Here is a 19751-nt window from a genome sequence, read left to right on the forward strand (position 1 = left end):
GAACAATAATGGAATCTTATGAAATAAAAAACAAACTGGCAGAGTTAGAAGAGAAATTACAATCATTTAGGGGGTCTCTTTGACTTAGAAGAAAAAGAGACGAACATCCAGGAATTTGATGAAATGATGGCAGAACCCGGCTTCTGGGATGATTCCAATCAAGCACAGAATATCATCAATCAAAGCAATGCATTGAAAGAAGTGGTCAATGGTTATCATCGACTTGTTGAAGACAAAGAAAATGTAGAAGTAATGGTTGAGATGATTAAGGAAGAACCGGATGCTGACATGGAGCAGGAAGTGAGTGAACAGCTGATTGCACTGAAGGAAGAAGTCGATCAGTTCGAACTGAAACTGTTGATGAGTGGTGAGCATGATGCCAATAACGCTATTCTTGAACTCCATCCAGGAGCAGGAGGGACTGAGTCTCAGGACTGGGGAGCGATGCTCCTCCGCATGTATCAGCGTTTCAGTGAGAAACAAGGATTCAAAGTGGAAACATTGGACTACCTGCCCGGCGATGAAGCAGGGATTAAAAGTGTCACCCTGTTGATTAAAGGACATAACGCTTATGGCTACCTTAAAGCAGAAAAAGGGGTGCATCGACTTGTCCGGATATCACCTTTTGATTCATCGGGCAGACGTCATACATCATTTGCATCATGTGAAGTGACACCTGAGTTTGATAACGACAATATTGAGATTGAAATCAATGCAGAAGATTTGAATATTGATACTTATCGTGCAAGTGGTGCAGGTGGCCAGCACATCAATACGACTGATTCTGCAGTCCGTATAACACATAAGCCGACAGGTGTCGTAGTAACTTGTCAAAATGAACGGTCGCAGATTAAAAACCGTGAACAGGCGATGAAAATGCTGAAAGCCAAACTTTATCAGCGGAAGATTGAGGAACAGGAAGCAGAGATGCTTGCCATCCGCGGCGAACAGAAGGAAATCGGCTGGGGATCACAAATACGCTCATATGTGTTTCATCCGTATTCCATGGTCAAAGATCACCGCACAAATGCAGAAACCGGGAATACTGGAGCAGTAATGGACGGTGATCTCTCTCTCTTTATTGATGCCTATTTAAAGAGCCAGTTGTAATTCATTGCGGCAAGCGATTCGTTTTATAATATAAGGGGGTCATTTGATGAGAAAACCACTATCCGTTGTATTGTTAAGTTCATTATTGTTAGTTACTGCCTGCGGAAAAGAGGAAGCTAAGACGACTGATAACAATGCATCGTCAGATCCTGGCAAGACTGCCTTTCAGCAGCACTCATGTGTCGGTTGCCATGGCAGAGATATGGAAGGTGCCAGCGGTCCGAACTTACAGAAAGTCGGCAGTAAATATTCTGAAGAAGAAATTCTTGATATTATTAAAAATGGTAAGGGTGCTATGCCTAAAGGTCAGGCTGAAGGCGAAGATGCAGCGAAAATTGCTGAATATTTAGCAAAACAGAAGTAATCGATTATCAGAAAATATAGAAAAATGCAACGTATTGATGAACAGTGACGATTGCATTACAAAAATATTACAAAGATAAAATGGAAAATTCTCTATGATATAGTAATCAACGACATGTAACGAACGTTATGGCCGTTTACTATATCAGGAGGATTTTTTTATTATGAAAAAAACAATATTAACAGCAGTAGTAGTGACTGCTATCACAGGTATAGCGACAGTCCAAGCTCAAGCGAGTGATTATGAAGTGAAGTCAGGCGATACATTATGGGCGATTGCAAAAGAAAACGGCACTTCAGTGTCTGAATTAAAAGAACTTAACGAATTGACAAGCGATTTGATTATTGCCGGCTTATTGCCGGCGATAAAATCAAAGTTGAATCTAAAGATTTCTATGTCATCAAAACAGGCGATACGTTAAAAGAAACTGCTGAAAAGTTTGATGTCTCTACAGCTGAACTGATGCGATGGAATGACTTATCATCTACTGAATTGAAAGCTGGTAAGAAAATCATCATCTCAGAAGAAGGTTTCCATAAAGCTAAATCTGCTGTGAAACCAGCTGTGGCAGCAACACCAATGAAACCGGTAGAACAAAGAACATCAAATGTCGTAAAAGCAGATCGACTAGAACGGATTGATGCACCTGCTGCCTCTGACAATCGCAGAGAAGTACCAGAAACGACAACTAACGAAGCAGCAACACCAGTCACTCAAACCTCAACTGCTGCAGCATCTCGTGACAATCGTCCAACTGCTGAAACAAAAACAGCTGCACCAGTGAGTGGTAATGTAGCATCAGTCGCTAACAGTATCGCTGGTGGTAAGACATATGTATACGGTGCGAACTCCGGCTCAGCAGTGGACTGTTCGGCATTTGCCCAGCAAGTACTTGCTTCAATGGGTAAATCTATTCCTCGTACTACTTATGCTCAAATGGCAGCTGGTACACCAGTCTCTACACCTCAAGCGGGGGATCTAGTATTCTTCAACGGTGGATCACATGTAGGTGTATACATTGGTAACGGACAAATGGTTGACGCACTCAATCCATCAGAAGGCATAAAACAGCGTGCAGTAAGCTACATCAGCGGTTCTGTCACTGGCTATTATAGATACTAATCCTACAAGTCTGGATCATTGATCCAGACTTTTTTTGATACATTTTGTCATCGAACTGTATTACTACTGGAATAAATGTAACCAAAGAAGTGTTTTTGCTCGCATAAGGTAACACTTGTATTACAAAACTATAACATTGGTTTAAACCCATTTTTATTATGTTAAGATTCAATAGCAAAAGAAACTTAAGGAGAACTTACATATGAAGAAAATAATATTATCATTACTTACTATTATCATGTTTGTTTCAATTGCCGGTGAGCTGAACGTCAAGCCAGTAAAAATGACTCATCAAGCTGAAGCCGCTACATATAGAAATCCAATTAAATATAAAGCAGCCAATTATTATAGCTGGGGGTCATGTGCTTATTATGCATTCAACCGCCGTGCACAAATGGGAAGATATGTATCAAACAAGTGGGGCAATGCAAGATATTGGGCAAGCAATGCATCACGTTCAGGATATACAGTGAAGAGAAAACCTGTCTACGGTTCTGTAATGGTATCAACAGCAGGCTACTATGGACACGTAGCAGTCGTTGAACGCGTCTACCAAAGTGGCAGCATACTGGTGTCAGAAATGAATTATCCGAGGCAAGGTGTGAAAACTTACCGCAAGTTATCCAAATCAAAAGCCGCACAATACAAATACATTTACTAGTCAAATATCATCACAGCATCTGCTAAGAACAGATGCTGTGATTATTTGTTCATTAATAGAGTGTTGATTGTTATAATGTAACCATATTATATTTGGAGGGATATCATGAAACGGTTCATGATTATTTTTTTTAGTGCTGCACTGCTTGCCGCTGCAGCTTACAGTGTATGGCAGGTAATGACCTTTGATGACGAATCAAGTCAAATAGCAGGTCATCCGCACTATTTGAACGGTAAAAACATATTGTCGATGGAATCCTATAATTCTGCAGGTCAGGCTCAGCCGCTGAAAGCGCAGCTGACAGGTGATATCAACATCATTAATTTCTGGGCATCGTGGTGTGAGCCTTGCAACCGGGAGATGCCTGAACTCATTGATTATTTCCATAACAAACCGAATCATCTCCAGGTAATCGGAATGAACATTCAGGATGAACAGAAAAAACGAGACGCGTTCATTGACCAGTATCAACCGGATTATCCGATGTTGACAGCAGACGATTCAGTCAGAAAACAATATAAGATCAATCATCTACCGACGACATTATTCGTAGATGATCAAGGAAATGTACTTAAGACGTATCTTGGTGAGCTGAATCAGCAAAAACTAAAACAGTTGATTGCACAAATTGAGGAGGGAACATAATGGGAGTCCATCAATATTTCAAAAGCTTATCTGATCTTGAAAAGCTCGTGCGCTGTCCTGGAAAGTTTAAATATCATGAGCATAACGTGGCGAGCCATTCATTCAAAGTGACAAAGATTGCGCAGTATTTAGGTACGGTAGAAGAATATCACGGCAATACAATCGACTGGAAAAAACTCTATGAAAAAGCCTTGAATCATGATTATCCGGAAATCTTCACTGGAGATATTAAAACACCTGTCAAATATGCTTCCAAAGAATTGAAACAGCTGTTCAATGAAGTGGAAGAACAGATGATTCATAAATTTATAGTGACGGAATTTCCTCCTGAGTATCAGGATATTTATCACAGTCGCCTGCAGGAAGGAAAAGATGATACGCTGGAAGGTCAGATTTTATCTGTAGCTGATAAGATTGACCTGCTGTATGAGTCGTTCGGTGAAATTCAAAAAAGAAATCCAGAACCATTGTTCTTCGAAATATATGAGAAAAGTTTGAAGACGATCATACAGTTCGATCATCTTGTGTCCGTTCAGGACTTTTTGGATAATATTGTCCCGGAAATGCTTGAGGAGAAATTTATTCCACGATCAGAGCTGAGAGAAATTACGCATGCCATTCTGGATAAGGAGGATTCTTGAGTGACGTGGTACGTTCTTGCTTTATTTTTACCTGCATTAATGGTTGTAGTCTTCAGTATGGCCGTCAGAAATAAATATACGGGCTTGCTGCTTGCCACTGTTGTGATTGGTGTATCTGTCTATAAAGGATTCTTTCGTTCAGAGATGATTGTCTTTATCGATACGATGTCATTAATTATCGGTTATCTTCTAGTGGATTGGTTTCGTCTGCATGAATCATGATCGATATTTCGTGGTCTTCTAATGATTGAGAAGGCCGCGTTTTTGTGTTGTCTATTGTTGCTGGTTATCTAATGAGGGTACAGTATAGAAGCGTACTAAACAGACAAGCGGCATATCTCTAGTGTCTACGAACAAATGTTTGTACCTGTATGAAATATTTTGATAAAATAAATAACAAAAGGGAGGGGTATGATGGAACAACATCCATTTAAGATACACTCAGAATTTAAGCCTTCGGGAGATCAGCCGGAGGCCATCAAACAGCTTGTAAAGGGTATCAAGGAAGGTAAGAGACATCAGACACTCCTTGGTGCAACAGGAACAGGTAAAACATTTACGATGAGCAATGTGATTCAGCAGGTAGGTAAGCCGACATTGATCATCGCTCACAATAAAACACTTGCTGGACAGTTATACAGTGAGTTCAAAGAATTTTTTCCTGAGAACAGAGTGGAATACTTTGTCAGCTATTATGATTATTATCAACCAGAAGCGTATGTCCCTTCAACGGATACATTTATCGAGAAAGATGCTTCAATCAATGACGAGATTGACAAACTTCGGCATTCTGCGACCAGTGCATTGTTTGAAAGAAACGATGTCATTGTCATCTCATCTGTCAGCTGTATTTATGGTCTCGGGAATCCGGAAGAATATAAGGACATGGTTGTCAGTGTGCGTGTCGGAATGGAGATGGAACGTAATACGCTGCTGCGTAAGCTCGTGGACGTGCAGTATACAAGAAACGATATAGATTTCCATCGTGGGACGTTCAGAGTGAGAGGGGATGTTGTTGAGATCTTCCCTGCTTCACGTGATGAACAGTGTATTAGAATTGAGTTTTTTGGTGATGAGATTGAACGAATTCGTGAAATCAATTATTTAACAGGTGAAGTATTAAAAGAGCGCGAACACTTTGCTATTTTCCCTGCGAGTCACTTCGTTACCCGTGAAGAAAAGATGACTCTTGCGATAGAACGTATAGAACGCGAACTGGAAGAGCAGCTCAAAGTATTCAGAGCTGAAAATAAACTGCTTGAAGCACAGCGACTTGAACAACGGACTAATTATGATCTTGAAATGATGCGCGAAATGGGATTCTGTTCCGGTATCGAAAATTATTCTGTCCATCTTACATTGCGCCCTAAAGGTTCAACACCGTATACACTTCTTGATTATTTCGGTGATGATTGGTTGATTATGATTGATGAATCACATGTCAGTCTGCCGCAGGTGCGCGGGATGTACAATGGTGACCAGGCCAGAAAAAAAGTGCTCGTAGAACATGGCTTCAGACTGCCAAGCGCTCTTGATAACCGGCCATTGACATTTGATGAATTTGATGAGAAAGCTAAACAGTTTGTCTATGTTTCGGCAACACCTGGTCCATATGAGATTGAGCATACTGATGAGATGGTGGAGCAGATTATTCGTCCGACTGGACTGCTTGATCCGGTCGTAGAAGTCAGAAAATCTGAGCATCAGATTGATGACTTAATGGAAGAAATTCAGCAGCGTGTCACAAAAAATGAACGTGTGCTGATCACGACATTAACTAAGAAAATGAGTGAGGATTTAACCACTTACTTAAAAGAAGCGGGTGTCAAAGTCAACTATCTTCATTCAGAGATCAAGACATTGGAACGTATTGAAATCATTCGTGATCTTCGCATGGGTGTCTATGATGTATTGATCGGTATTAATTTACTGAGAGAAGGGCTTGATATCCCGGAAGTATCCCTTGTAGCTATTCTGGATGCTGATAAAGAAGGTTTCCTCCGCTCTGAACGGTCATTGATCCAAACGATTGGCCGCGCCGCTCGTAATGAACACGGCAAGGTAATCATGTATGCCGATAAAATCACGCGTTCGATGGAAATAGCATTGAGTGAAACAAAACGACGACGTGAAACTCAGCAGGCTTATAACGAAGCGCACGGTATTACACCGACGACGATCAATAAGAAAATTCGGGATGTCATCAGTGCTACTGTTGAAACTGACGAGACTGAAGCACCAAAGAAAACGAAGAAGAAATTAACTAAGAAAGAACGCCAGCAGACTATTGAACGTATTGAGCATGAAATGAAAGAAGCAGCTAAAGCGCTTGATTTTGAACGTGCGACTGAACTGCGTGACATTCTGTTTGAACTTAAGGCTGAAGGGTGAGACCATGAAGAATAAAGAGATTGTAGTCAAAGGTGCAAGAGCCCATAACTTAAAAAATGTAGACATTACGATACCGAGAGATAAACTGGTTGTGATGACCGGGTTGTCTGGATCCGGTAAATCTAGTCTTGCATTCGATACGATATATGCAGAAGGACAGAGGCGTTATGTTGAATCACTCAGCGCCTATGCAAGACAGTTTTTAGGGCAGATGGACAAACCAGATGTGGATACGATAGAAGGATTGTCACCGGCCATTTCCATCGATCAGAAAACGACAAGCAATAATCCTCGTAGTACAGTGGCGACAGTAACGGAAATCTATGATTACTTAAGACTGTTGTTTGCCAGAATCGGTACGCCGTACTGTCCGATACATGATATTAAGATTGAATCACAGACCATCCAGCAAATGGTTGACCATGTGATGACACTTGAAGAGCGGACGAAGATTCAAGTCATTGCGCCGCTCGTGAGAGGCCGTAAAGGAACGCATAAGAAGTTAATAGAAGACATCGGTAAAAAGGGGTATGCACGACTGAGAATTGATGGAGAGATGTATGATGTCAGCGATGACATTGACCTCGCTAAAACACATGCGCATGATATTGATGTGGTAGTTGATAGACTGGTTGTTAAACACGGTATTGAAACCAGACTGGCAGATTCTCTAGAGAATGCGCTGCAGCTTGCAGATGGAAATGCCTTGATCGATGTCATCGGTGAGCAAGAAATTAAATTCTCAGAACATCATGCATGCCCGGTTTGCGGTTTCTCCATTGATAAGCTTGAACCACGTATGTTTTCATTCAACAGTCCGTTCGGTGCATGTCCGGATTGTGATGGATTAGGGACTAAGTTGACCGTAGATGTCAGCCTTGTCGTACCTGACGAATCTAAAAGCCTGCAGGACGGTGCTCTTGTCCCATGGCAGCCGATCAGTTCTGAATATTATCCGAACTTGCTGAAGCAGGCATGTAAACACTATAAGATTAATATGAAGAAACCGTTCAAAGATCTGACAGATAAAGAGCGCCACATCATTCTTTACGGCGGCGATGACACGATCGCTTTCAAGTTTAAGCAGGACAATGGTGTCAGCCGTACAAGAAGTATGGAATTTGAAGGGATCGTCAATAATATTGAACGTCGCTTCAAAGAAACGCCGTCTGAATATACAAGAGAACAGATGCGTAAATATATGACAGATGAAACATGCGAGACATGTCATGGGTATCGTCTGAATGAACAGGCTATGGCTGTAAAGATTAACGAAGAACATATCGGGCAGACTGTTCTGCGTTCCATAGGTGAATCTGTTGAATATTTTGATTCGTTAGTATTGACTGAGAAAGAACAGACGATTGCTAATTTAATCCTAAAAGAAATCACAGAACGTCTATCATTCTTGAATAACGTGGGACTTGAGTATTTGACGCTAAACCGTATGGCAGGATCACTATCAGGTGGAGAAGCGCAGAGAATTCGGCTGGCAACACAGATCGGTTCGCGACTGACCGGTGTCCTCTATATTCTTGATGAACCATCCATCGGCTTACATCAACGGGATAATGACCGGTTAATACAAACGCTGCAGTCAATGCGTGATATGGGTAATACACTTATTGTCGTTGAACACGATGAAGATACTATGCTTGCTGCGGATTATTTGATCGATATTGGACCTGGAGCGGGCGTCCACGGAGGAGAAGTAGTGTCTCAAGGAACTCCGAAGCAGGTCATGAAAGACAAGAAATCTTTGACCGGACAATATTTGAGCGGTAAGAAGAAAATTGAACTGCCGGAGACCCGCCGTCAACCTGATGGCCGCTATATATCTGTCAGAGGGGCAACAAGCAATAATCTGAAACATGTTGATGTAGATATACCTCTTGGAATGATGACTGTTGTAACAGGTGTTTCAGGATCTGGTAAGAGTACACTGATCAATGACGTACTCTACAAAGGGCTGGCACAGAAAATTTATAAGGCTAAGGCAAAACCAGGACCGCACCAGTCCATTGAAGGGGCAGAGCATATTGAGAAAATCATTGATATTGATCAGTCGCCTATCGGCCGGACGCCGCGTTCCAATCCCGCAACATATACGGGTGTGTTCGATGATATCCGCGACGTCTTCAGTCAGACAAATGAAGCTAAATTAAGAGGATACCAAAAAGGCCGCTTTAGTTTCAATGTTAAGGGCGGAAGATGCGAGGCATGTCGTGGAGACGGTATCATTAAGATAGAGATGCACTTTCTGCCTGATGTCTATGTACCGTGTGAAGTATGTGACGGCAAGCGTTATAACCGTGAAACACTTGAAGTGACTTACAAAGACAAAAATATATCAGATGTACTCGATATGACGGTTGAAGACGGCTATCATTTCTTCGAAAATATTCCGAAAATCAACCGCAAACTGAAAACAATTGTCGATGTGGGTCTCGGTTATATCAAGATGGGGCAGCCGGCGACGACGTTATCAGGCGGAGAAGCGCAGCGTGTAAAACTTGCTTCAGAACTTCATCGACGCTCCAATGGTAAATCACTTTATATTCTGGATGAGCCGACAACAGGACTGCATGTAGATGACGTAGCAAGGCTGCTCAAAGTATTGCATCAACTCGTAGAAAATGGTGATACTGTCATCATCATTGAACATAATTTAGACGTGATTAAAACTGCAGATCATATCATTGATTTAGGACCAGAAGGTGGTGCGGGCGGTGGAACAATCATTGCCGAAGGAACACCTGAAGTCATTATGGAGACGAAAGAATCGTATACAGGACAATATTTAAAGCAGCTGGTTGAACGTGTACATAAGCAGTTCAACTGATAGGTTATGTTGAATAAAGTAGACGAATAGAATGATATAAGTGCTGGAACAACATAGGTTTCAGCACTTTTTTATGTCAAAGTATAGAATACGATAAGCGGAGACGACCGCTCTTCATTTCATTGTAATTAGAGCGGAAGTTATTTAGAATGAAAGTAACGAGGAGGTTTCTCATGATAACAAGTAATGATATTAATGCTAACTTTAAACTGAAAGTGTTAGCGGGTGAACAAGGCATGGACCGTGTCGTGATGAACACGGACATCTCCCGTCCTGGCCTTGAAATGGCCGGCTATTTTTCCCACTATTCATCTGACCGCATTCAAGTGCTCGGAACAACCGAAACATCGTTTTTTGAAATGTTGGGCAAGGAAGACAAAGTCGATAGAATGAACAAACTCTGTCGTAAAGAAACACCGTGTATTATCATCACAAGAGGCATCGAACCACCGCCTGAACTGATTGCTGCGTGCGACCGAAAAGGGACCCCTCTGCTCTCTTCTGAAGATGCGACAACTAGTCTTATCAGTAAACTGACTTCATTTCTTGAGACGCAGCTTGCTCCAGAAACCAGTCTCCACGGTGTACTAGTCGACGTCTACGGCATCGGTGTACTGATTACCGGCGATTCCGGTGTCGGTAAGAGTGAAACTGCATTAGAACTCGTGAAACGCGGACATCGACTAGTTGCAGATGATAATGTAGAAATTAAAGAAATCTCTAAAAATGTACTGATGGGTAAGCCCCCTCAGCTGATTGAACATCTGCTTGAAATTAGAGGCCTCGGAATCATCAATGTCATGACATTGTTTGGTGCAGGTTCCATTCTGCAGGAGAAACGTGTCATGCTGAACATCAACCTGGAAACATGGAATAAAGATAAAATGTATGATCGCGTCGGTCTGGTGGAAGAAAAACTGACTATACTGGATTCTCAGATTACTAAAAAAACGATTCCTGTAAGGCCGGGTCGTAACTTAGCTGTCATCATTGAAGTCGCCGCTATGAATTATCGGTTGAATGCGCTGGGTGTCAATACTGCTGAAGAATTCAACAACCGTCTGAACGACCAAATCAGAAGTCAGTCTTTGAAAGGAAACTAATATGACATTATTACTTAATCCAATTGCATTTGAACTCGGACCATTATCAGTCAGATGGTACGGCATCATTATTGCGACCGCTATATTGATCGGTTATTTGGTTGCACAGCGCGAATCTATAAAGAAGGGCTACGAAGATGATACGTTGATTGATATTGTCGTCTGGGCGGTCATCATGGCTATTATTTGTGCACGCCTTTACTATGTAGCATTTGAGTGGGATTACTACAAAGCGCACTTAGCAGAGATACCTATGATCATGAATGGTGGTATCGCCATACACGGTGGATTAATTGGCGCATTTGCTACGGGGTTCATCATTGCCAAACGCAAAAATCTATCGTTCTTCCAGCTTGCTGATATCGTCGCACCAAGTATTATTCTTGCTCAAGCGATCGGTCGATGGGGCAACTTTATGAACCAGGAAGCACACGGAGGAGAAGTATCACGGACATTTCTTGAAAACTTGATGCTTCCTGAATGGATGATCCATCAGATGGAAATCGACGGCAGTTATTATCATCCGACATTTCTCTATGAATCGCTCTGGAGTTTAACTGGCTTTGTGATCTTGATGCTGGTAAGAAAACATTTGAGAATCGGCCAGACATTCCTGCTGTATGGTATATGGTATTCCATCGGTCGTTTCTTTGTGGAAGGATTGCGGACTGACAGCCTGATGCTGACAGACAGCTTAAGAATTGCTCAAGTCATTTCAATTGTCATTATCGTTGCAGCTGTCATCACTTGGCTCTACCGGTCATACCGTTACCATCTGCCAAAATACGGTGATGTCAATGTTCCGCTAAAAGGAAGCAGCGATGAGACGTACCACTAGGACACCTGTCAATGGACCAAACCCATTATGGCGGTTATATAAGACCGTGTCGTTTCTGAAGGTTTTGCGTAATACGATTATCATCGAGACGGGGAGATTGATTCCGTCGATGCAGCTGAAGAGACAGCTTTATCAATTGACGGGAATGTCGATAGGACCCCATACATCAATTGCTTACAAAGTGACTCCGGATATAATGTTTCCTGAACTGATTACTATTGGCAGCAATTGTGTGATAGGATTTCATTCAACGCTTCTCTGTCATGAATATTTAGTCCATGAATATCGGACAGGGCCGATTATCATAGGTGATGAGGTGATGATTGGCGCAAATGCGATAGTTCTTCCAGGCGTCACTATTGGGGACGGTGCTGTCATCGGGGCAGGATGCGTCGTATCTAAAGACATACCTGCGGGAGCATTCGCCTTCGGTAACCCTCTCCAGATCAGAAGTGAGGTGAAACAATGAACGATAAAATCGTCAGCCTGCCAAATGATGCTGAAAGTTATCACACGCTCGCTAAGAAGAAGATGAGTCAGCTGGCATTCAATGAAGCAATCATTTATTTAAAGAAAGCACTGGAGCATCAACAGTCGAATGATTATATTAAAGATCTCGCGATGTGCTATGCCGAAATCGGGCAAGTGGAAACAGGAGCAGGCTACCTCTACGACTGTATTGTCAAAGAGGAAGCGTTTGAAGACTATTTCTATTTATTGAGTCAGCTCTACACGAAAGCACGTGAGCCGAACAAAGCTTTTTTGTTCGGACTGTATTATGTTCAGCTGACAGATGATCAGAGTTATATGACTGAGCTTAAAAAGACTTTTGACGTAGTTTACAGCAGTCAGATGGAAGTAGAAGCAGAAAGTGCCCTGTTTGTGTCACAGCAGATTTTTCAGTACTTATTCTCAAGAGGTAGAATGAATGAATCCATCGACTGGATCAGCAATCAGCCACTAGCGCTGCAGTCGCGTAAAGAGATGCGGAATCTCAAAGCTATGGCCTATTTATTCATGAGCCGTTATCAAGAGGCTGAGGCGCTGCTTGTTCAACTTCTGGAAGAAGATGAAACGGATATTCATGCACTGTGTCATTACACGCTGCTCTTATATAACACGCATCAGCATGAGCAATATCAGCACTATTTACAGCGATTGAACAAACTTCATCCCATCAATGAAGATGAATCATTTAAACTTGGCATTGTCTTGTGCTATTTGAAACAATATGCTGCTTCGCAGGCGCTGTTACTTCCCATATACAAAAAGCGGATGCTGAAAAATGTGCAGCTCTATCACGCTCTTAGTTTTAACTATTATGCACTAGGTAACCGCGCAGCTTCAGATGAGATGTGGAGACTGCTCGTTCAGCTGACAGGAAGCGATACCCCGAGTCCGCATGAAATATTTCAAGGGATGCATTATCTTGAAGAACAGGTAATTCCATTACTGCGGAGTGATGACGGGCATAAAAGACTGCTCGGTATTTTCCTTATATCTCAGCTTGAGCACAAGGAAACGATGATCTCCAAAGAATTATGGGATGAACTTGAGCAGATGAGCGACTATGAGAAACTCTACTTATCCTATATCTTTCATCAGCTCGAACTCGTGAAACTCGATTTCATACATCAAGGGCTCGAGGCCATCTATCACGTCGATGACAGTCATGAATTGCTCCTTTCATGGATCGATCATGCTGAAGAAGTAATTGCTGCAAAACTGCCGCTCAATTACGAGGCTTATGCAGCTGTCACGTACTACTTATATTTAAAAGTCCATGGTCCTTTTATGTCGATGGATAAGTGTGCAGAATTATTCAAAACAACAAAATATCAGTTTACAAAAGCATATGACTTCTTCAAGCAAAATAATGTTTAATTGAAGCGATTTGGTATATGCTATATTAACTAACATTCATATAGGAGGATATTATGACTGAAACCAAGAAATACGATGTAATTATTATCGGAGCAGGGCCTGCGGGAATGACTGCTGCGTTATATGCAGGGCGGGCAGATCTCTCTGTAGTGATGGTGGAAAGAGGGATGCCTGGAGGCCAGATGGCGAGCACAGCTGATGTAGAGAACTTCCCTGGCTTTGACTTGATTACTGGACCTGACTTATCTACTAAGATGTTTAATCATGCTCAGAAATTTGGTGCTGAATATGCTTACGGTGATATTAAAAGCATCCGCGTAGAAGGAGACGACAAAATTGTCTCATTAGGTGACAAAGAATTAGTAGGAAAAGTCGTTATCATTGCAACCGGTGCTGAATATAAGAAAATCGGTGTTCCTGGAGAAACAGAACTGGGCGGCCGTGGTGTATCATACTGTGCCGTATGTGACGGTGCGTTCTTCAAACAGAAGAACTTAATGGTTATCGGCGGCGGTGATTCAGCTGTTGAAGAAGGCGTCTACTTGACGAAATTTGCTGACAAAGTAACGATAGTTCACCGTCGTGATGAACTTCGTGCTCAAAAAATCTTGCAGGACCGCGCCTTTAAAAATGAAAAAGTCGACTTTATCTGGAACTCAACATTAAAATCTATCAATGAAAAAGACGGTAAAGTAGGTAGCGTGACTCTCATCAATAAAGAGGGTGAAGAAACAGAGGTTCAAGCAGACGGTGTATTTATCTATATCGGTATGCAGCCGTTGACTGCACCATTTGTTGACCTTGGCATTACGAACGAAGCAGGATACATTGAAACAAACGATCAGATGGAAACTAAAATTCCTGGTATTTATGCAGCCGGAGATGTACGTCATAAAACATTGCGACAAATCGTTACGGCAACAGGGGATGGTAGTTTAGCTGCTCAAAATGCACAGCATTATATCGAACATCTTAACGATAAAGTAAATAGTTGATTGTTTCAGTAGATGCGCCGTTCAGGCGTGTCTCTTTTTATGAATTCGTGTAAAATAAATGTGATAAGTGTAAGGAGGGGTATCCGATGAATGAAATGTTAATGAAGAAACTTGTCGTAGTGACTGGAATGAGTGGTGCCGGAAAATCTGTTGCCATACAAAGCCTTGAAGACTTAGGTTATTTCTGTGTCGACAATTTACCGCCGATTCTGCTGCCGAAATTCATTGAATTGATGCAGGACGGAAATCAGTCATTATCACGCGTTGCAATCGGTATTGATTTAAGAGGCAAAGAATTTTTCGATAACTTAACCGAAGAACTTCAGAATATTATTAATCTGACGGATATAGCAGTGCAGGTGCTGTTTGTCGATGCACAGGATAAAGTCCTTGTTTCACGATATAAAGAAACGAGACGAACACACCCACTGGCTGACGGTGGTGCACCGCTTGAAGCCATCCATCAAGAGCGATTACTGCTCGCTGATTTGCGCGGTGTCGCAACATATATCATTGATACAACTGAAATGAAATCAAAAGAATTAAGAGCGCATATTATGGAGCTGTTCAATCAAGGGAAAGACAATATATTTAGAATCAATGTTATGAGCTTTGGTTTCAAACACAGTATTCCTATAGATGCAGATCTTGTATTCGATGTCAGATTTCTGCCGAACCCTTATTATATTGAAACACTTCGGCCGTTGACAGGGCTCGATGAGAGCGTATACGCCTACGTGATGAAATGGAAAGAAACTACCATATTCTATAATAAGTTAATGGATTTACTGAAGTTTGTTATTCCCGGCTATATGAGAGAAGGGAAATCACAAGTAGTGATTGCGATAGGATGCACCGGTGGACAGCATCGGTCAGTAGCGCTTGCCGAACGAATCAGCCACGATCTAAAAGAATTCTTTGAATTCGAGGTTCATACAAGTCATAGAGATGCCATGATCGAAGGTAAATTGAACCATGAGACAACTTAAAATCTGCTTGATCGGCGGAGGAACGGGATTATCTGTTCTTGCCCGAGGATTAAAAGCCTTTCCAGTAGATATTACTGCAATCGTCACTGTGGCGGATGACGGCGGTAGTACAGGGAGAATTAGAGACGTCATGGATATACCTGCGCCGGGAGATATCCGCAATGTGCTTGCAGCGTTAAGTGATGTCGAGCCGATGCTCGAAAAGCTGTTTCAGTACCGTTTTGATTCCAATACGCTTGGAGGGCATCCTGTTGGGAATTTGATGTTGGCAGCTATGTCGGATGTGACAGGTGACTTCGGCCATGCAGTGCGTGAACTGAGCAAAATATTGAATGTCAAAGGGACGGTTATCCCTTCTACCAATAAGAGTCCCATATTAAATGCTATTATGGAAGACGGAGAAATTGTAGTAGGTGAATCTCTGATTCCACTTAAAAATAAACGAATTGATTCAGTATTTTTGACGCCAGCTAATATTAAACCGATGAAAGAAGCCGTCACAGCACTTTTGGAAGCGGATTTGATAGTTCTTGGACCAGGCAGCCTCTATACAAGTATTATCCCAAACCTGCTGCTTGATGAACTGGCACAGGCAGTGCTGGATAGCGAAGCAAAGAAGCTCTATGTAGCAAATATTATGACACAGCCCGGAGAATCCACTGGATATTCTGTGGCTGATCATATAGAAGCGATACATAAGCATGTCGGCGCGCCGTTCATACAATTTGTTATTGCCAATCATAAGACAGTCAATAAGAAAATATCTTCGAATTATGCAAGAAGGAATTCGACTTTTGTCAATTGTGATACACTGAGAGTGAAATCGATGGATATCGAGATGATTACGAACGATCAGCTGGTGCACGTCAATAAAGATTACATGGTCAGACATAATAATGAAGTACTTGCAGATATGATCTATGAGCTTGCCTTATCTGAGATAAGCACGATTCAGGTCACTCAGAGAGAGGAAGATTAACAGTGTCATTTGCATCTGAAATGAAAAATGAATTAACACGTATTGAAGCGGACGACTGCTGTAATAAGGCGGAACTCGCTGCTTTAATACGTATGAATGGAAATTTGAGTATTTCAAACAGGGAATGGGTCATCAATGTACAGTCTGAAAATGCGGCTATTGCAAGACGAATTTTCTCATTGATCAAAAAAATATTCGGTGTGGAAATAGAACTGCTTGTCCGTAAGAAGATGAAGCTCAAAAAGAATAATGTCTATATATGTCGGATCAAGACGAGAGCAAGAGATATTCTCTCTGAACTCGGTATATTGGTGGATGGGACATTTCTTCACTCAATTGATGAGGCTCTCGTCGAAAAAGACTGTTGCAAGAGGAGTTATTTGAGAGGCGCATTTCTGGCGGGAGGGTCTGTCAATAACCCTGAAACATCCTCCTATCATCTAGAAATATTCTCACTGTACGAAGAGCATTCACGAGATTTGACGAAGCTGATGAATCTGTATGGCCTCAATGCCAAAACACTTGAACGAAAAAAAGGATATATCAGTTATATGAAGGAAGCAGAGCGTATTTCTGATTTCTTAAGTTTAATTGGTGGTTATCAGGCACTGCTTAAATTTGAAGATGTCAGAATTGTCCGTGACATGCGCAATTCAGTCAACAGACTTGTTAACTGTGAAACAGCGAACTTGAATAAAACGATTGGTGCGGCCATGAGGCAAGTAGAGAATATAGAATTCATTGACAAGGAAATAGGGATTGATGAACTGCCTGAGCGGCTGCGTGAAATTGCACGGCTGCGTGTACTTCATCAAGATATTTCATTGAAGGAATTAGGAGAAATGGTGTCGACCGGTATTATCTCAAAGTCAGGCGTCAATCATCGTCTAAGAAAACTTGATGAAATCGCTGATAAACTGAGAAACGGCGAACACATCGAATTCAAGAAATAACAGAATACACACTCTGGATAACGAAAAACCAGCTGAAATTATTTCTTTCAGCTGGTTTTTTATACAGCAATGAACTTGTTGAATCAAATTTTACTGCTGTTTAAAGGCCTCGAATGACATAAATGATTCTTTAGGGATTTCAAAACTGTCAGGCGTCCGATGATTAACCGCGTTAATGGCAGTATGCATCAGCAGTTCCCGTTGATAATCGAACTGGCGTTTACCGAACTCTTTGACATAGCGTTCATAAGCTTTATAATCCCGATCTTTTTTGTTCAGACTGTTCAAGTATGCTGCGTCATCTTCATGCATCTCATAATGAGGATAGGTAGGGTTGCCATTATTCTGCTGTTCAACGGAAACATGTTTCGGATCCGCTGTAATAAATGTGCCGTCATCCAGCATATACATACTCAGATTGTTGTAGGTAATTTTTAATATCGCATGAAATGTATGGCCTTCACCAGCAGGTTTCGTAGGAATGCCGTGACCCGTATCTTCTGTATAGATCATAGTGTCATTATCCAATACTTTTACAGTTTGGTTGACGTTTGTTGTTTTTAGCTTTGTCAGCGGATAGGTCTTCACGTGCTGTTGTGTCTGCTGTTTGTCGATAGTTCCCGACGCACATCCCGTCAACACAAGCAGGATGATGATGTTTATTATGTATTTCATAAGGATACTCCTTTAATCATATAAATAAGTCTGAGACCATTGTCCCAGACTTAAGTGAAACAAGTCATGAATTATTTCAAGAATTTAAAAATTCGTTTGGCACTGTCGGTATTATCCATGTTACCTCTCCATAAATCGCTGCCTGGACCATAACCGTATACATTAACATCTTCACCAGTATGTCCGCCTGTTGTCCAACCTGTATAACTTCTCGTATCGACAGGACGTTCAAGCGCATCTTCAATGGCAGTTGCATTTTTAGCTGCTACAGCATCTTTAACTGATTTAACTTCATCCGCAGTCAATTCGAAACCAATATTTTCTTTGAGAATACTGTCTACGTCAGCACCATCTTTCATCAGCTGAGCGCGTAAGTATTCAGGGGTGTGTTTCATCTGTTTGATAGGTTCTACGAAGAAGTTATATTCGTCGCGCGCCCCGATAGAGAAACCGCCTGTTGAGTGGTCAGCTGTTGTGATGACGAGTGTATTGCAATCGTTTTTTGCATAGTTGATAGCTTCCTGGAATGCAAGATCGAAGTCTCTCATTTCGCTCATCGCACCTGTAATATCGTTAGCATGGCCGGCCCAGTCAATCTGTGAACCTTCGACCATCAAGAAGAAACCATCTTTGTCTTTGCTCAATTTTTTTAGGGCAGTAGATGTCATCGTTTTTAATGATGGCATATGAGCATCACGGTCAATCATTTTCGGCATGCCGCCAGGTGAGAATAGACCGAGAATCTGTTTGTCTTTTGAATTAGAGGCTGCTTTTAGCAATCCTTTTTTAGTGCTGACATATTTGTAACCATCGTTCTTGAATTCTTTGATCAAGTTACGGTCGTCACGTTTAAAGTAATTTTTTCCGCCGCCTAATATCACATCTACTTTGTGTTTACCGTTGATCATTTCATCGAAGTAATCATCAGCAATGGCAGACATGTTCTTACGTGATTCATCGTGCGCACCGTAAGCAGCAGGTGTTGCGTGAGTCACTTCAGAAGTCGCTACTAATCCAGTAGATTTTCCGACTGCTTTTGCCTGCTCTAAAACAGTCTTGACAGGCGTCTTATCATTATCAACAGCAATGGCATTATTGTATGTTTTGACACCAGCACTCATAGCTGTTGCAGCAGACGCTGAGTCCGTGATGTTTTCGTGCTCATCTTCAGGAATAGTACGCTGAGTTCCAAGTAGATAACTATCGAATGAAACTTTGTCTAAACCTTTTGTCTGTGGTTTGTCCTGCATATAACGGTAAGCCGTGTTGTATGAAGGTCCCATGCCATCACCGATCATGAAGATAATATTCTTTGGAGTCTGTTTGGATGATACTTTACATGTCTTGGCAGCTTCTGCTGTTTTAGAGTGCAGCGACGCAGCATTAGGCATTGATGATAAGAAGAGACCAGCAATAACAGATGACGCGATGACCTTGTTAAAAGTTTTCACGGAATAATTCCTCCTAAGTTTTATAAGTACAACAATAATCTATCAATTATTTGTAAATTATATTCAGTTGTTGTGTAAAAAGAATGTAAATTTTCATAAAAAAAGCTG

The 19751-nt window shown here is 41.6% G+C and carries 20 protein-coding genes; 18 read left to right on the forward strand and 2 right to left on the reverse strand.

Translation table 11 applies throughout. The features are described from left to right. The first annotated feature begins 8 nt into the window (after positions 1 to 8). The 18 genes from prfB to whiA all read left to right on the forward strand — a co-directional run bounded on the left by prfB (position 9) and on the right by whiA (position 17517). A protein-coding gene (gene prfB, locus AC3IPL_RS02775) for a peptide chain release factor 2 (protein ID WP_489241600.1) occupies positions 9 to 1110 on the forward strand; the annotation gives its coding sequence in 2 pieces (ribosomal slippage) (positions 9 to 71 and positions 73 to 1110; 1101 coding nt in all). Between the two features lie 46 nt (positions 1111 to 1156). Then, positions 1157 to 1474, forward strand: a complete 318-nt coding sequence (gene cccB, locus AC3IPL_RS02780) for a cytochrome c551 (RefSeq protein WP_489241601.1) — start codon at positions 1157 to 1159, stop codon at positions 1472 to 1474. 163 nt (positions 1475 to 1637) lie between these two features. Continuing rightward, positions 1638 to 1895, forward strand: coding sequence for a LysM peptidoglycan-binding domain-containing protein (locus AC3IPL_RS02785; RefSeq protein ID WP_489241602.1), 258 nt, complete (start codon positions 1638 to 1640; stop codon positions 1893 to 1895). 41 nt (positions 1896 to 1936) lie between these two features. Further along, positions 1937 to 2596: a C40 family peptidase gene (locus AC3IPL_RS02790; RefSeq protein WP_489241603.1), complete on the forward strand. Its 660-nt coding sequence runs from the start codon at positions 1937 to 1939 to the stop codon at positions 2594 to 2596. 202 nt (positions 2597 to 2798) lie between these two features. Further along, positions 2799 to 3257 (forward strand): CHAP domain-containing protein, encoded by a 459-nt coding sequence (locus tag AC3IPL_RS02795; RefSeq protein WP_489241604.1) that lies wholly within the window; start codon positions 2799 to 2801, stop codon positions 3255 to 3257. Between the two features lie 105 nt (positions 3258 to 3362). Then, positions 3363 to 3902 (forward strand): TlpA family protein disulfide reductase, encoded by a 540-nt coding sequence (locus AC3IPL_RS02800; RefSeq protein ID WP_489241605.1) that lies wholly within the window; start codon positions 3363 to 3365, stop codon positions 3900 to 3902. Next, complete coding sequence (locus AC3IPL_RS02805) at positions 3902 to 4543, forward strand: HD domain-containing protein (RefSeq protein WP_489241606.1); 642 nt, start codon at positions 3902 to 3904, stop codon at positions 4541 to 4543. Before AC3IPL_RS02800 ends, AC3IPL_RS02805 begins: the two co-directional genes overlap by 1 nt. Continuing rightward, positions 4544 to 4765 carry a DUF2198 family protein gene (locus tag AC3IPL_RS02810; protein WP_489241607.1) on the forward strand — a complete coding sequence of 74 codons (222 nt, stop codon included), beginning with the start codon at positions 4544 to 4546 and terminating at the stop codon, positions 4763 to 4765. Between the two features lie 189 nt (positions 4766 to 4954). After that, positions 4955 to 6934 (forward strand): excinuclease ABC subunit UvrB, encoded by a 1980-nt coding sequence (uvrB, locus tag AC3IPL_RS02815; protein ID WP_489241608.1) that lies wholly within the window; start codon positions 4955 to 4957, stop codon positions 6932 to 6934. A 4-nt stretch (positions 6935 to 6938) separates the two neighbouring features. Next, a complete protein-coding gene (gene uvrA / locus AC3IPL_RS02820; RefSeq protein ID WP_489241609.1) occupies positions 6939 to 9776 on the forward strand; it encodes an excinuclease ABC subunit UvrA in 2838 nt (945 codons plus the stop codon). A gap of 173 nt (positions 9777 to 9949) precedes the next feature. Further along, the gene (gene hprK / locus AC3IPL_RS02825) at positions 9950 to 10879 is read left to right on the forward strand and encodes an HPr(Ser) kinase/phosphatase (protein ID WP_489241610.1); all 930 of its coding nucleotides are present in this window, start codon (positions 9950 to 9952) and stop codon (positions 10877 to 10879) included. 1 nt (position 10880) lies between these two features. Further along, positions 10881 to 11717, forward strand: a complete 837-nt coding sequence (gene lgt, locus AC3IPL_RS02830) for a prolipoprotein diacylglyceryl transferase (protein WP_489241611.1) — start codon at positions 10881 to 10883, stop codon at positions 11715 to 11717. After that, the gene (locus tag AC3IPL_RS02835; protein WP_489241612.1) at positions 11701 to 12186 is read left to right on the forward strand and encodes an acyltransferase; all 486 of its coding nucleotides are present in this window, start codon (positions 11701 to 11703) and stop codon (positions 12184 to 12186) included. The genes lgt and AC3IPL_RS02835 overlap by 17 nt, the downstream gene beginning before the upstream one ends. Next, entirely contained in the window at positions 12183 to 13601 is a 1419-nt protein-coding gene (locus AC3IPL_RS02840; RefSeq protein ID WP_489241614.1) for a tetratricopeptide repeat protein, read from the forward strand. The genes AC3IPL_RS02835 and AC3IPL_RS02840 overlap by 4 nt, the downstream gene beginning before the upstream one ends. 53 nt (positions 13602 to 13654) lie before the next feature. Then, positions 13655 to 14596, forward strand: a complete 942-nt coding sequence (gene trxB, locus AC3IPL_RS02845) for a thioredoxin-disulfide reductase (protein WP_489241615.1) — start codon at positions 13655 to 13657, stop codon at positions 14594 to 14596. An 86-nt stretch (positions 14597 to 14682) separates the two neighbouring features. Next, a complete protein-coding gene (rapZ, locus tag AC3IPL_RS02850) occupies positions 14683 to 15585 on the forward strand; it encodes an RNase adapter RapZ (RefSeq protein ID WP_489241616.1) in 903 nt (300 codons plus the stop codon). Beyond that, a complete protein-coding gene (locus AC3IPL_RS02855; protein WP_489241617.1) occupies positions 15572 to 16564 on the forward strand; it encodes a gluconeogenesis factor YvcK family protein in 993 nt (330 codons plus the stop codon). Before rapZ ends, AC3IPL_RS02855 begins: the two co-directional genes overlap by 14 nt. 2 nt (positions 16565 to 16566) lie before the next feature. After that, positions 16567 to 17517 (forward strand): DNA-binding protein WhiA, encoded by a 951-nt coding sequence (whiA, locus tag AC3IPL_RS02860; protein ID WP_489241618.1) that lies wholly within the window; start codon positions 16567 to 16569, stop codon positions 17515 to 17517. 90 nt (positions 17518 to 17607) lie between these two features. Here the strand turns inward: whiA and AC3IPL_RS02865 are convergent, their stop codons facing one another. Together AC3IPL_RS02865 and AC3IPL_RS02870 are read right to left on the reverse strand one after the other, a co-directional pair. Further along, complete coding sequence (locus AC3IPL_RS02865; RefSeq protein ID WP_489241619.1) at positions 17608 to 18192, reverse strand: hypothetical protein; 585 nt, start codon at positions 18190 to 18192, stop codon at positions 17608 to 17610. Positions 18193 to 18263: 71 nt separating this feature from the next. Continuing rightward, entirely contained in the window at positions 18264 to 19643 is a 1380-nt protein-coding gene (locus tag AC3IPL_RS02870; RefSeq protein ID WP_489241620.1) for an alkaline phosphatase, read from the reverse strand. Positions 19644 to 19751 lie beyond the last annotated feature (108 nt).

Source organism: Macrococcus sp. GL_134, assembly GCF_057834705.1.

Coding starts and splice junctions, on each gene's coding strand:
- cccB (WP_489241601.1), top strand. CDS start 1,157: ATGAGAAAACCACTATCCGTTGTATTGTTAAGTTCATTATTGTTAGTT.
- AC3IPL_RS02785 (WP_489241602.1), top strand. CDS start 1,638: ATGAAAAAAACAATATTAACAGCAGTAGTAGTGACTGCTATCACAGGT.
- AC3IPL_RS02790 (WP_489241603.1), top strand. CDS start 1,937: ATGCGATGGAATGACTTATCATCTACTGAATTGAAAGCTGGTAAGAAA.
- AC3IPL_RS02795 (WP_489241604.1), top strand. CDS start 2,799: ATGAAGAAAATAATATTATCATTACTTACTATTATCATGTTTGTTTCA.
- AC3IPL_RS02800 (WP_489241605.1), top strand. CDS start 3,363: ATGAAACGGTTCATGATTATTTTTTTTAGTGCTGCACTGCTTGCCGCT.
- AC3IPL_RS02805 (WP_489241606.1), top strand. CDS start 3,902: ATGGGAGTCCATCAATATTTCAAAAGCTTATCTGATCTTGAAAAGCTC.
- uvrB (WP_489241608.1), top strand. CDS start 4,955: ATGATGGAACAACATCCATTTAAGATACACTCAGAATTTAAGCCTTCG.
- uvrA (WP_489241609.1), top strand. CDS start 6,939: ATGAAGAATAAAGAGATTGTAGTCAAAGGTGCAAGAGCCCATAACTTA.
- hprK (WP_489241610.1), top strand. CDS start 9,950: ATGATAACAAGTAATGATATTAATGCTAACTTTAAACTGAAAGTGTTA.
- lgt (WP_489241611.1), top strand. CDS start 10,881: ATGACATTATTACTTAATCCAATTGCATTTGAACTCGGACCATTATCA.
- AC3IPL_RS02835 (WP_489241612.1), top strand. CDS start 11,701: ATGAGACGTACCACTAGGACACCTGTCAATGGACCAAACCCATTATGG.
- AC3IPL_RS02840 (WP_489241614.1), top strand. CDS start 12,183: ATGAACGATAAAATCGTCAGCCTGCCAAATGATGCTGAAAGTTATCAC.
- trxB (WP_489241615.1), top strand. CDS start 13,655: ATGACTGAAACCAAGAAATACGATGTAATTATTATCGGAGCAGGGCCT.
- rapZ (WP_489241616.1), top strand. CDS start 14,683: ATGAATGAAATGTTAATGAAGAAACTTGTCGTAGTGACTGGAATGAGT.
- AC3IPL_RS02855 (WP_489241617.1), top strand. CDS start 15,572: ATGAGACAACTTAAAATCTGCTTGATCGGCGGAGGAACGGGATTATCT.
- AC3IPL_RS02865 (WP_489241619.1), bottom strand. CDS start 18,192: ATGAAATACATAATAAACATCATCATCCTGCTTGTGTTGACGGGATGT.